Genomic DNA, 12,265 nt, shown 5'->3' on the forward strand with positions numbered 1-12,265 from the left:
CAATGAAATTTTTACTATTTTCGTGCCCATAAAAAACCGGTGCCGGGATCTGACCCGGCACCGGTTTGATTACATGGTTTCGACCGTGTTCAGGAGAAGGTTTTCTTCGCCTGGGTTCTGACGTGGGTTGTGTACAGCACCAGACCAACCAGGGTCAGACCCCCTACCAGGTTACCCAGAACAGTCGGGATTTCATTCCACATTATGTACTGGTACAGGGAGAATTCCGCCCCCATCATCAGCCCGATCGGAAACAGGAACATGTTCACCACGGAATGCTCAAAGCCCAGATAGAAGAACACGATGATAGGCATCCACATGGCCATGATCTTGCCCGAGACGTGCGTGGATATGGTGGCACCAACCACGCCCATGGAAACCATCCAGTTACAGAACACGCCGCGCAGGAAAAGCACCAGCCAACCGGCCGCGCCGGCCTCCTGATAACCCACTGTCCGACTCTCGCCAACTTCCATCATTTTCTGGCCTACGGCACTGATCACCTCAGTGCCGCCCATGGAAAAGTTCAGGTAACCGAAAATCGCGATAAACAGCGCACCACCCAGGTTACCGAGCCCAACAAGGCCCCAGCACTTCAGCATTCGTGGCAGGGTTACCCCGGGCCGCTTGTCCAGCCAGGCGATCGGCACAAGCATGAAAACCCCGGTGAGCAGGTCGTACCCCATGAGATAGAGCATGCAGAAACCGACCGGAAACAGCAGTGCGCCCAAGAGAAAAGAACCGGTCTGAACCGCTATGGTGATGGCGAAGATGACCGCCAGAGCCAGCGTGGCCCCGGCCATGAACGCGCGAATGAGGGTATCCCGCGTTCCCATGTAGATTTTGGCTTCGCCGGCATCCACCAGCTTGGTAACAAACTCGTTGGGTTGAAGATAAGACATATCCGCAGTCCTTTATGAAGTAAAAAAACGAACGCTATTGGCCAGACGCTGATGTTGTTTTGGCAATTCTTAAGCGGTGCTGGAGAGTCATTTAAGGGGGTGTCCGGGGTGCAGTCCCCGCGGGCCCCTTACCATCGCCTGTAGGGAAGGAACTTGCCGTCCATGGTGATCACCACTCGATCGCCCTTGGGGTCTTCTACCTTTTTCACGTACATTTTGTAGTCAATGGCGCTCATGATGCCGTCGCCGAATTTTTCGTGGATAAGCGCTTTCACGCTGGGGCCGTAGATCATGGTCGCTTCGTAGAGGCGATAAATGAGGGGATCCTGGGGTACACTGTCGCCCCAGTGCTTGGAGGGGCAGGTTTGCAATGTGGACGCGATGTCCGCATCCAGGTCAAGCACCTTGCACAGCGCCCTGGCCTGATCCGCAAGCATGGTGTTCATGCCAAAGCAACAGGATGTGGTCCACACCGGGGACATGCCGACGGCTTCGGCAATCTGCTCCCAGGTCATTCCTTTCTCGTTTTTCGCTGTGAGAATGGTGGCCGTCATCATTTCATGATTCATATCCAACCCTCAGTCTGTTGTGCTCGATTGTGGTGCTTGCGCACCATTTCGAGGCCTCACAGGGGAAAATAATCGTGCATACCCGCTAATGACCTCTTACTGTCAAAGCAGTGCAGGTGCCGTGCCAGACACGAAACTACATAGCCCGACATTCAAGCGTGAGCCTGGACAGGACGCTGACGGTTCCGGTTGCCGAGGGAACTTCAGCCAGCGTAAATCGTGCTGTGGGATTGATGGTCAGTCAGGACCGTTCGCGCTCAACCCGTTCCAGGAAAACCCGGATTGCCTCGAAGGCCTCGTTGGCCTCCGGCAGCAAGGGCGTGAACAGGTGCCAGACATGAACCATGTCTGGCCAGGTCTGCAGCTCCACCGTGGAGCCGGCCTGACGAGCCTTCTCCGCATAGCGGCGTGCGTTATCCAGCAGAATTTCAGCTTCACTGACCTGAATCAGGGTAGGGGGAAGGTTATGCAGCGGGCCCCTCAGGGGGGATGCCACCGGGTTGGTGGGCAGTACCCGTAGGCCCGCCAGAGTGCCCCACCAGAGCAGGGGCGAGGGTATTTTTGACAGCCTGGTCACAGTGGGCCCCAGCATCGGGTCAGACTCGATATTGTCCCGGCTGCCCAGCCCCGTGATCATCAGTTCCGTGGACGGGGAGAGCGCCACCGCTGCATCCGGCGCCGGCAGTTGCTGATCCCGTATCCAGGCCAGCAGGCTCAGGGTGTGGCTGCCCCCGGAGGAGTCGCCGGCCACCACCATGAATCGGGCGGGGGCCGGCCCATCGGGGCCGTTCTCCAGCAACCAGCGATAACCCCGGCGGCAATCGGAAACCCCGCTCATGAAAGTGTGCTCAGGCATCAGACGGTAATCGATAGCGAAAACACAGGCCCGCGCCATCACTGACAGGCGGTCAGTGATGGCACGATGGCTTTTCGGGCTGCCGGCGACCCAGGAGCCCCCGTGGATATACAGAATCCTGCGCTCGGGCAGGGCGCCCGGGGCGATCACCCATTCACCTGCCGGCGACGAACCCTTCGAGGGACGAAACTCGGATACCAGGTCCAGGCCATCACTCATGCTGTCCATATAGTCGCGCAGGGCCCTGACCCGGGCCTTGCCTCGTAGTCCTTCGGTGACTCCATGCATGGCTTCGATGCTCTCCAGAACCTGCTGACGGGGATTGTCCGGCGAATACGCCGGCGGCGTGGAACGTCTACGGCGGGAATGGTCACTGCGCCGCCGGAGCAGGAACACCGCCGCAGCCAGAGCCAGCACAAAAAATATCAGCCACATCATGGCAAGCCACAGCGTACCCAACCAGATCATGCTTGCCCCTCAGGCGTCAGTGCCGGAATATCCGCGGGTTCGATCGCAACATTGACATCATCCGGAGCACTGTAGCAATTTTCGTTAATACCCACACGGGCCCGACTGACAACCACGGATGTCAGTCAGCCGGATTCCGTGACCAGCCAGTTCGGGAGGATGCCGTGTGGTTCCCGGCGACAAACTGAAACGCCTTTTCCGTGGCGCCCCTGGAACAATCCATTCATACTCTGTAGCCAAAACCCTGAAAACTGTCTATGTTAATCTCAGGTAATCAATTGGATCTTTTAGAAGGCGAATTCAATGTCTGGGTGGTTCACCAGGAACAAAGCGAAAACGGAAAATAACGAGCGAATTCAGAACACTCCTGAAGAAGTCTCACCATCGGACCGGATCCGGCGTCTGGAGGAGTTTCTGACTGAAGTATCGGAGCCGTTCGTCACACTGGATTCCGATGACAACGTCGTATTAGTGAATGCACCCATGAAAAAGCGCTTCGGCGCGGGCATCGACTCGGTTTCCGGCCGGCCAGTTGCCTCAGTGTTTGGTGCCGATCTTGCCGGGCAGCTGGTTACCGAAGGCGATCACTCCCTGACAGACAAGCAGGGGCGGGAGTGGCCATGTCGGGTGACCCAGCTTCTGAGCAAACTTGACGGTCAGTCTTTCCGCACACTGATCCTGCATGATCTGTCCGGTCGTCCCACGCCTGATCCCGAAGACGAACTATTGGCTGCCGCTGCCCGGGTCACCTCGAATGCCGTTGTTATCACAGACCCCGACGGCAATGCCGTTTACGTAAACCGGGGATTCGAGGACCTGGCAGGATACACCCTCGAGGAAGTGAAAGGCACCAAACCGGGTGACCGTCTCCAGGGGGCGGATACCAGTGAGGAAACCAGACGCCGGATTCGCCAACAGCTGAATGCACGGCAACCTTTCTACGACGAAATCCTCAACTACCACAGGAATGGGGATCCGTACTGGATTTCTCTCGCCATCAATCCGATTTTCAACAAAGCTGGAAAGCTGACCAATTTCGTTGCGCTGGAAGCTGATGTAACCGAAACGAAAGAGAACGGCCTTGCCAATGCCCGCAGATTCGAAGCGATTGGCCGAACTGCGGCGATTGCGGAATGGGATACCAATGGCAAACTGATTTCAGCCAATCACTACCTGGTCGAACGGCTTGGATTCGATAGTGAACAGGATTTGCTGAAAGGTCAGATGACGCTTCCCCAGATTACCAGCGCTGACAACTTCAAGCAGATTCTCGCAGGTCAGGACCAGAAGAACGTGGTAAGGATGGAAACCAAAACACAGGGAGAGCCTGTCTGGTTTGAGCTGTCATCCTGCGCCATCCGGAACTTTGCCAATGAAGTTCGCCTGGTTGTTTCGTTCGGTGTCGATATCACCGACAAACGGCTGGCCGCGCAGGTGACCGACGAGGAAATGAGCCAGGTTCTGGCATCCGGTAAGGAAATCAGCAACATCATCAAGGTTATCAACGCGATCGCCGACCAGACCAATCTACTGGCTTTGAATGCCGCCATTGAGGCAGCAAGGGCCGGTGATTCAGGCAGGGGCTTTGCGGTAGTTGCCGATGAAGTTCGTAAACTGGCCCAGCGTTCCAGTGATTCTGCCGGCGAGATCAGTGAACTGGTTGCGGCTACCAACCAGCGTATAGAACGCCTGTCTGAATCTCTCAAACATTTAAACGACTGATGATTATTGCCAGCCAGAATGCGCCCTGGTGTGGACGACTACAGAAACCTCTGAACTGGCAATACCTAAAAATCAATATCTTAGATTGGTATTTTCGCGCAAAGTGCTAAGCCAGCTAACGTAGATTCGAGAATAGAAGGCCGATTCGATTCTCCACGCAAAGTGCCAAATTCGTCGTACACGCTGTGACGTCTCTCATCAACCTGATGATCAGGGGGCGGCTGGAGCCAGTGAGTGTGAGGTTCCGGGGATAGAAGTTAAGCGTTTATTCCATTACCTTAAAACGACCACATAAAGCACCAAACTGCGACTTATACCAGAATTCGGCTGAAGGATAATCAGAGATGAACCGATCACAGTTTCTCCAGGATTTGATCAAGCAACTCTCGCCAACACTGGACTCGACGACCTATGTCTACTGCACAGTGCCGCACGCAAAGTATGGCGAGCTGGAACACCTGAAACCCATCGTCAGCATTGCCGAACTGGAGGGTCTTACCCTGGTCATTCCCCTGGAGCAAGCCAAAGCTGAGGGCCTGGACTACTACAGGGTCTTCCGCCGCATCACTCTGGAAGGCCACTCCAGTCTTGAAGCCCTGGGGCTCACATCCGTGGTGACAAGCCAGCTTGCCGAGCGTGGTATTACCACCAATGTCATCGCGGGGTTTTATCACGACCACATGTTCGTACCCAGTGACCGGATTGATGAGGCCATGGAAGCGGTGAAGGAACTTGCCAGCAATCCCACTGGTTAAGACGGCCACAGTAAGTACTGAACCCCATTAAACTCGTGGTTTCATCTCCTGATAAAAAAGGACCCCGGCAATGGCCATCGATATCCTGGTAGCCGGACGTTTGCCACCCAATGTCCTCCCCCAGCTGGAAGACCGGTTTCGGCTTCATACGCTGCCAAGAGATGACGATGAGGCCGATGCGATGTTGCAGGAAGTGGGGGGATCCATCCGGGGGTTGCTGACCAATGCCGCCCAGGGGGCGCCGGAAGCCTTACTGGCGGCGCTGCCGAACCTGGAGATTATCTCCTCGTCCGGCGTGGGTACTGATGCGCTCAATGTGGAGATTGCCGAGGGCAGGGGGATCCGGGTTGAAACGACGCCCGGGGTGCTGACCGACGATGTGGCGGACGGCGCCATTGCCCTGATGCTGGCAACCACACGACGACTGATGCAGGCTGAACGCAATGTCCGCGCCGGTCGCTGGCTTAAGGACCTGCCCCTGGGTAACCGGATGACGGGCAAGCGTCTTGGTATCCTGGGCCTGGGCAAGATCGGGCAGGCGCTCGCCCGGCGTGCTGTCGCATTTGATATGCCCATTGCCTACCATCAGCGCAACCGCAACCCGGAAGTTCCCTATACCTATCATGATTCGGTGGTCTCACTGGCCGAGGCCAGCGACTTTCTGGTAGTCATCGTCCCCGGTGGCCCCGCCACGGAAAACATGGTGGACGCGCAGGTGCTGGATGCCCTGGGGCCGGAGGGTATTCTGATCAATGTGGGCCGAGGCAGCACCGTCGACCAGTGCGAACTGATCCGTGCCCTGCAACAGGGCCGCATCCGGGCGGCGGGGCTCGACGTTCTGGCAGATGAGCCTCACGTGCCGGAAGCCTTGCTGGAACTGGACAATGTCGTGCTGACCCCACACTACGCCAGCGGCACCATCGAGACCCGGCTGGCCATGGGGCAACGGGTGGCGGATAACCTTCTGGAGTATTTTGGGGCTGAGTGACGGGTGGGTCCATCAGGCGACGCTCATGTAAAATCAGTTAGTTGGCTCCGAAACTTCATGTAAAGAACTAGTTTGGTCGTACAACATGGAAAAACCCAATAGCTGAGCTGCCTGGAAAGCCCAGTTTTCCGGGTGCAGCTGGTGATACTGCTCTTTCACCTTCCTCTGACCCTTTAAAGCTTAGGCCAGAGCCGGGAAATCGTCATGCATGGTCAGGGGGGCGGTGTTTTCACGGGCCGCCAGGAATTCGGGCCGTGCGGAATTGGCGGCATAGGGCTCTTTCAGCCGGTTGTCGACACTGTTGTAGACAAAGAACAGATTGGCCCTGGGCCAGGGTGAGATATTGCTGTTCGATGCGTGCAGAGTGTTGCTCTCGAACAGCATCAGCGACCCTGCCGGCCCCTTGGGCGCCTGAATGCCGCCGCGATTCGCCATAATGCCGAGTGCTTTCCGATCTGGCACCCCAAGCCGTTGGGACTTGAGGGATTGCTGCCAGTTGAGATCCGGCGTTTCTCCCACACACGGGATGAAGTAGTGATGGGAGCCGGGAATCAGCATCAGCGGTCCATTGAACTCATTGTTGTCCGTGAGCATCAGCGAGGCACTGACCGCCCGCATGCGGGGCATGCCATCCTCGCTGTGCCAGGTCTCGAAGTCCGAGTGCCAGTAAAACCCGTTGCCTTCGAACCCGAGCTTGTCGTTAATCCGCGATTGATGGATGTAGACCTCACTGCCGAGTAGTTGTTGGACCATGCCCAGGATACGGGGGTCCCTGGTCAGGCGGCTGAAGTGTTCGGAAAGCTCATGCATGGCGAACACCGAGCGGATATCACCGGTGGTGGGGTCCTGGATGACCTGGTCCGATGCCAGCATTTCCTTGTCCTGCGCCATCTCGCGAAGTTCCTCGAAGAATGGCGCCATTCGCTCCTGATTAAAGAATCCTTTAAACCACAGGAAACCATCCCGCTCGTATTTTGATAACGCCACTTCATCCAGCGGCCCGTGCCACCGGTATTTGTTACCCGAATGAACCACGGGGTCAGTACGGATAAAGGGCTCGACGTGATCGTCAGTCTCTTTCAGGCGCGAAGGATAGGCATCATTGGTCTGGTTCATGGCAAAATCACTTTAGCTTGAAATGAATGGGAGCTTTAATGGATGAGGATGCCTCTGAACCCGACGTTCGTATGTACGCTAACCGACGTAAAGGTGACGTAACCATTCACCACCGCGTCCAAAACCATCTGGGGCTCGCCATAACGCCACATCCGGGGATAGCATCCCATGCCGTCAGCCGCTTCCATCTGTCTCACAAACCAATACCCTAGTGCGCATAATGTATATTATGTTAAATGCTATAGACTTCTATCCCAAGTTTTTCATCAATGGCCATTGCCTCAAGACCGAGTGAGAATGTCTGATCAATCTGCGCAAACAACGTCTCAGGAATCAGGGCTCAGTCGAGCATCAAACTGGAATTCCACCTCAACGGCCTCTTCGATAACGGCTTCTGCGTCGGGGTGTTCCGGATTAAGGATGAGGTTATATTCTTGTGGCACAACACACGAACGTACCGCCAATGCGAGCGCTTCGCCGTCGATAAGGAAGTCAGTCCCGACCTCTTGAGTGCCTGCCGACACTCTTGTTCCGTTCCAGTCTTTTGGGTAAGCGTCGTCGGCCAGGACCATAACCTGACTGTCGGGTACCTCGACCTGGAACAGCAGATAATTCTGCAAGCTGTCTTCCTCACCCAGATTCACCAGAATTTCCAACTGAGCAAGGGCAATACTCTCGGATAGATACACCGCTGGGTGATTAGGCAGATTCCAACGCCCCCCATATTGGCGCGCACCAAACCCGGAAAACGCGGTGTCCTTGTGTTTTCGTTTTGTGATCCGGTACGCCTTCATGCGTAAACGCCATGCTCAAGCTGCCCGATAAGGTTCCGTACCATGCGAATACCAGCCTCGGTATCCAGCAAATCCATTGGGCACTGGTGCTCCAAGGCTCGCGCCGGACGCTTTAGCCACCGTCGTGCCTTTTCCCGGTCACCTTCAAACAGTTCTACGGCGTCATGCATCACCAGGTGCAAAGTGGCTACCCGATCCAGCTCTGCCTTGTTCACGGTGCCGTCTTCACGCCGGCGCACCAAGGTGCGCGGGGAAATGCCCAACAGAGTGCACAACACAGTGTCGTCGATGTCGTACAGGGCCTTCAGGGCATCCAGCTCCCTGGCCTTTCCACCTCGGCGGATCTTCTTCACGCCCTGAACACCAGAAAACACGTGCTTTCCAGTGGCACCAGAACGAGTTTTCACAGCACCACGCCCCGCGTACACGCCTCGAACGTTCGCCTTACCGGGCCCAAAATGCCCTTTAGGGCTCTGCTTTTTTTCTGTGATCGCTGACATAAAACCTCCCGCCATTTGGCAGAATTATTTTACCACAATGGCGCCAGAATTTCTTGCAGGCTTATTCGGCTCTTTGTGATGCCACGGCGACGAACAAACCGTTTCCTTTATTCTCCTTGTTTCTGCGTTTCGAATTTCCACAACTCCGTACCTGATTTGCTACGGTACCTCTGAACAATCCTGCACGGGCCCTTCCCCGGGGCCTTTATCATCACAAACTGCTGTGATCCGCCATACTGAGTTGCCAACGTCATCGGCTACCAGCAGACCTCCGCGCCCATCCAGTGACACCCCTACAGGCCGACCGCGGGCGTTACCGTCCTCGCTCAGGAAGCCCGACAGCACCACCTGTATTGGGCCGGCCGGGCGACCGTCAGTGAACGGCACAAAAACAACTTCATAGCCATTCAATGGCCGCCGGTTCCAGGAGCCATGCAGGCCGACAAACGCGCCCTCACCCAAACCGGCCACGCCGTCATTGTTGAAAGCCAGACCCAGGGGCGCCACGTGTGCGCCGAGGGCAAAATCAGGCACGACGGCACGAGCGACGAGTTCAGGTTTTTGGGGCTTTACACGGTCATCGACATGCTGACCATAGTAGCTGTAGGGCCAGCCGTAGAAAGCACCTCGTCGGACCGAGGTCAGGTAATCGGGCACCAGATCGCTGCCGAGTTCGTCGCGTTCGTTGACAACCGCCCACAGCGCACCCGTGTGCGGCTCCCAGTCCAGGCCCACGGGGTTGCGCAGGCCTGAAGCGAAGATTCGCGTAGCGCCGGTGGCGGCATCAATCTCAAGTATCGCGGCGCGCATGTGTTCGACCTCCATGCCGTTCTCAGCGACGTTGCTGTTCGATCCGACGCCCACATACAGGTGGGCTCCATCAGCACTGGCAAGCAGACTTTTGGTCCAGTGGTGGTTCAAGTCGTCGCCCTTGCCGGGCAGATCCGTAACCTTGGCGGGAGTTGCGGTTATGGTCGTGTCACCGCTCTCATAAGGCACTTTCAATAATGCATTGGCGTTGGCCACGTAAAATGTGTCCCCGACCAGCGCCATGCCGAACGGTGAATGTAGACCCTGGAGAAATACACTGCGGAATTCGGCCTTGCCGTCGCCGTCTGCATCACGCAACAGAGTAATGCGGTCAGCGCTCGGCACAGCGGCCCCGGCGCGCTTCATAACCCGTTTCATTATCCATCCCTTGATGCCGTCGATTCCGCTCTTCCCCGGAGGCGCGTTGGTCTCGGCGACCAGCACGTCGCCATTTGGCAGGACATACAGCCAACGTGGGTGGTCGAGGCCCTTGGCAAAAGCCGTGACCTCCATATTCGCGGCCGGGGTCGGAGTGGCGCCGTCTGTCCACCCAACCGCCGGCGCAATCTCGACGGTGGGAAACAGGTTGCCAGGTGGCTGGGGCAGCACCGGATCAGCGCCGGTCCCGGCTTGCGGCGGCAATCGCGCATGCCCTCCGCAGGCCGACAAGAGAACAAACAGGGATAGCAATACCAGTGTGAACGGCGACTTCCTTAAGTCTACGTCCTTCGTACTATTCATACCCTGAAGCCCAACTGGTGCGTGCAAGCTCAATGGCGCGGGTAACGTCGGCTTCAGGAGCCATTGCCATGTCCCCCAGTTCCCTCGGGTCGTAATGGAATACGCACAGCCGCGAAGCAAATTCGGCAAACGGTAGCGACACCTCGCCATGACGCTCACCATTGCTCTCGGTCGAGCAATTAACACCCTGGCCCCAGTCCTGACCGCTGTCGTTGTTGGGATTGAAAAAGTAGATACGCATCTCGCCATCGCGATCAAGGTTGACGCGGATAATCGTGATGGCATGGCGACCAACCAGGCGCCCTCCACTGTCGGTGACCGCGATACCTGCGGGCTGCGGATGGATAAGGGGTATATTACCGTTGTAGTAAGGATGATACGAGGCGTAGAAATGACGTATAAATTCCTGATGATTATGGATTTTCCCTGTCTCGCGGCTGAAAATGCTGAGAAAGCCATTGCCTACCCACCAGCCAAACATTTCCGGATTGATCCAGCGGTGCAGGTCGTCGTCGCGCACCCCACACAAACGCCCCATTTCGCTATAGATGCGGTCAAGGTGTGCTATCAACACCAGTGAAACCGGGTCCACATCGGTCGGTGGTTCCTTGACAAGGCCGGCTTCCAGGTGCCGGGAGTAAATATGCTGACCCTCGAAACGCATGATGACATCGTCATCGCGGGCAGCCCAGGCCACCAGCTGCAACAGGAAATCGGCGTCATTGTACGCCCACATGGACAGGCCAATGACCGACTGACAGGTCGGGTTATTGCCCTGCCCCACGCCCAATGGTTGCCCCAGCAGACTCATTACCCCGGCCAGCAAATACACCCTTGGCGGGTGCGTATCACCAAAAACGGCAGTCAGTTTTGCGGATGCCGCCGGACACAACGTCAGTTCGAGCTGGCGCCACAGGCCGGCGGCCACGGCCGGGGTAAACAGCGAGCCGCGCTCAAGAAACATGGCGAGCCCGTAGACAGCCTGGCTGGTTTCCGGATGTACAGCGTCATCGATCAGTGCCAGCACGATCTGGCGGTAGCTTTGCAGCACATCGTTGCCGGTGATGCTCAGGCCCAGCGCCAGGGGTATGAGCTCATCGCGATGCTCCCGCAGGTGCCGTAAAAACATCGGATGATAAGGTGACACCATGCCTGTCTCGTGCATCCCGCTGGCAAAACCTTGTGCCTCTTCCGTCAGCGCGGATTCGTCCATGGCTGCCATGCGTTCACTGTAGACCGCAAAGCCCGGGTCATCGCGGCATCCCCTGGCAGGCCCGAACAAGGCACTGACCAGTCGTGCCGCCTTATGCATGCCCGAGGTTTCAATGGCCGGATCAAACAGGCATTTGGCAATCTGGCTGACCATCTGCTTGATGCTGTCGTTCTGTATGGGTCGCTGGGCCAGCAAACGCCGAACTTCATCCACCAGGCTGTCGAGAATGCTCTCATAGCCCAGCCTGTTGAGGAGGAACTGGTAAAGCGAATTGACGATCTGCCCGAGCCCCTGCGGCCGCTCCCGGTCCGCTTCGCTCATCTGTCCCGACAGCAGATCCAGGTTCAATGCCGTCACCTGGGTCAGAAAGTTCCTGGCCTGCTCCGCTGAAACCCCGGGATGTTGATAATCCCCCATGGCCACGGCAAGCAGGCGAAGCTCACTCAGCGCCTCTATCGTGGTATAGGCCGGCGCTCCCTGGCGTAGTGTTCGCACGGCCAGTGCTGGCCGCAAAATGGCAGGCTGGTCCCAGTCACTATTGGCAAATACGCCCTTGGCTTCCATCGCCGGCACTCGTGCGTATAACGCGTCCAGTCCGCCAGGCGACGCCATAACATCCAGTGCCGCTTCCAGAACCCGGGTATTGGGCGCCAGGGGGTCGCTCCGGTGCGTGAGCGAAAGCTGTTCGAGGGCCGCGTCAAACGTTGCGACAGTGGGGCTGGAATCTGTGTCAGAGCCGGTATCAGCCACAATATTCTCCTTGCCTGGAATCATTCTTAAGTGATCCCTCAACGATGCTCTCAAGGCGTTTCAGACGCAAATGTTTCCGGG

General features: G+C 57.0%; 11 protein-coding genes. 3 read left to right on the forward strand and 8 right to left on the reverse strand.

Going from position 1 to position 12,265, the window contains the following annotated elements; all coding sequences use genetic code 11:
- Positions 1–89: 89 nt before the first annotated feature.
- The 3 genes from IE079_RS06390 to IE079_RS06400 form a co-directional block, all read right to left on the reverse strand.
- Positions 90–902 (reverse strand): formate/nitrite transporter family protein, encoded by an 813-nt coding sequence (locus IE079_RS06390; RefSeq protein WP_189574447.1) that lies wholly within the window; start codon positions 900–902, stop codon positions 90–92.
- A 128-nt stretch (positions 903–1,030) separates the two neighbouring features.
- Positions 1,031–1,471 (reverse strand): cyanase, encoded by a 441-nt coding sequence (gene cynS / locus IE079_RS06395; protein ID WP_189574450.1) that lies wholly within the window; start codon positions 1,469–1,471, stop codon positions 1,031–1,033.
- A gap of 241 nt (positions 1,472–1,712) precedes the next feature.
- Positions 1,713–2,795, reverse strand: a complete 1,083-nt coding sequence (locus tag IE079_RS06400) for an alpha/beta hydrolase (RefSeq protein ID WP_227712348.1) — start codon at positions 2,793–2,795, stop codon at positions 1,713–1,715.
- Between the two features lie 303 nt (positions 2,796–3,098).
- Between IE079_RS06400 and IE079_RS06405 the strand changes: the two genes are divergently transcribed.
- The 3 genes from IE079_RS06405 to IE079_RS06415 all read left to right on the forward strand — a co-directional run bounded on the left by IE079_RS06405 (position 3,099) and on the right by IE079_RS06415 (position 6,260).
- Positions 3,099–4,517 (forward strand): methyl-accepting chemotaxis protein, encoded by a 1,419-nt coding sequence (locus IE079_RS06405; protein WP_189574453.1) that lies wholly within the window; start codon positions 3,099–3,101, stop codon positions 4,515–4,517.
- A 344-nt stretch (positions 4,518–4,861) separates the two neighbouring features.
- On the forward strand, positions 4,862–5,272 hold the full coding sequence (locus IE079_RS06410; protein ID WP_189574456.1) for an ACT domain-containing protein: 411 nt from the start codon (positions 4,862–4,864) through the stop codon (positions 5,270–5,272).
- Positions 5,273–5,342: 70 nt separating this feature from the next.
- Positions 5,343–6,260, forward strand: coding sequence for a 2-hydroxyacid dehydrogenase (locus IE079_RS06415; protein WP_189574459.1), 918 nt, complete (start codon positions 5,343–5,345; stop codon positions 6,258–6,260).
- A gap of 180 nt (positions 6,261–6,440) precedes the next feature.
- Here IE079_RS06415 and thpD read toward each other — a convergent pair whose 3' ends face one another.
- From thpD to IE079_RS06440, 5 genes are all read right to left on the reverse strand, one after another.
- The gene (gene thpD, locus IE079_RS06420; protein ID WP_189574462.1) at positions 6,441–7,376 is read right to left on the reverse strand and encodes an ectoine hydroxylase; all 936 of its coding nucleotides are present in this window, start codon (positions 7,374–7,376) and stop codon (positions 6,441–6,443) included.
- A gap of 326 nt (positions 7,377–7,702) precedes the next feature.
- A complete protein-coding gene (locus tag IE079_RS06425) occupies positions 7,703–8,170 on the reverse strand; it encodes an RES family NAD+ phosphorylase (RefSeq protein WP_189574465.1) in 468 nt (155 codons plus the stop codon).
- The gene (locus IE079_RS06430; RefSeq protein ID WP_189574468.1) at positions 8,167–8,544 is read right to left on the reverse strand and encodes an Xre family toxin-antitoxin system antitoxin; all 378 of its coding nucleotides are present in this window, start codon (positions 8,542–8,544) and stop codon (positions 8,167–8,169) included. The genes IE079_RS06425 and IE079_RS06430 overlap by 4 nt, the downstream gene beginning before the upstream one ends.
- A gap of 285 nt (positions 8,545–8,829) precedes the next feature.
- Positions 8,830–10,221: a PQQ-dependent sugar dehydrogenase gene (locus tag IE079_RS06435; protein WP_189574470.1), complete on the reverse strand. Its 1,392-nt coding sequence runs from the start codon at positions 10,219–10,221 to the stop codon at positions 8,830–8,832.
- Positions 10,214–12,208, reverse strand: a complete 1,995-nt coding sequence (locus tag IE079_RS06440) for a hypothetical protein (RefSeq protein ID WP_373296181.1) — start codon at positions 12,206–12,208, stop codon at positions 10,214–10,216. The genes IE079_RS06435 and IE079_RS06440 overlap by 8 nt, the downstream gene beginning before the upstream one ends.
- Between the last annotated feature and the right edge of the window lie 57 nt (positions 12,209–12,265).

Source organism: Marinobacter zhanjiangensis, from assembly GCF_014651935.1.
Classification (GTDB): domain Bacteria; phylum Pseudomonadota; class Gammaproteobacteria; order Pseudomonadales; family Oleiphilaceae; genus Marinobacter; species Marinobacter zhanjiangensis.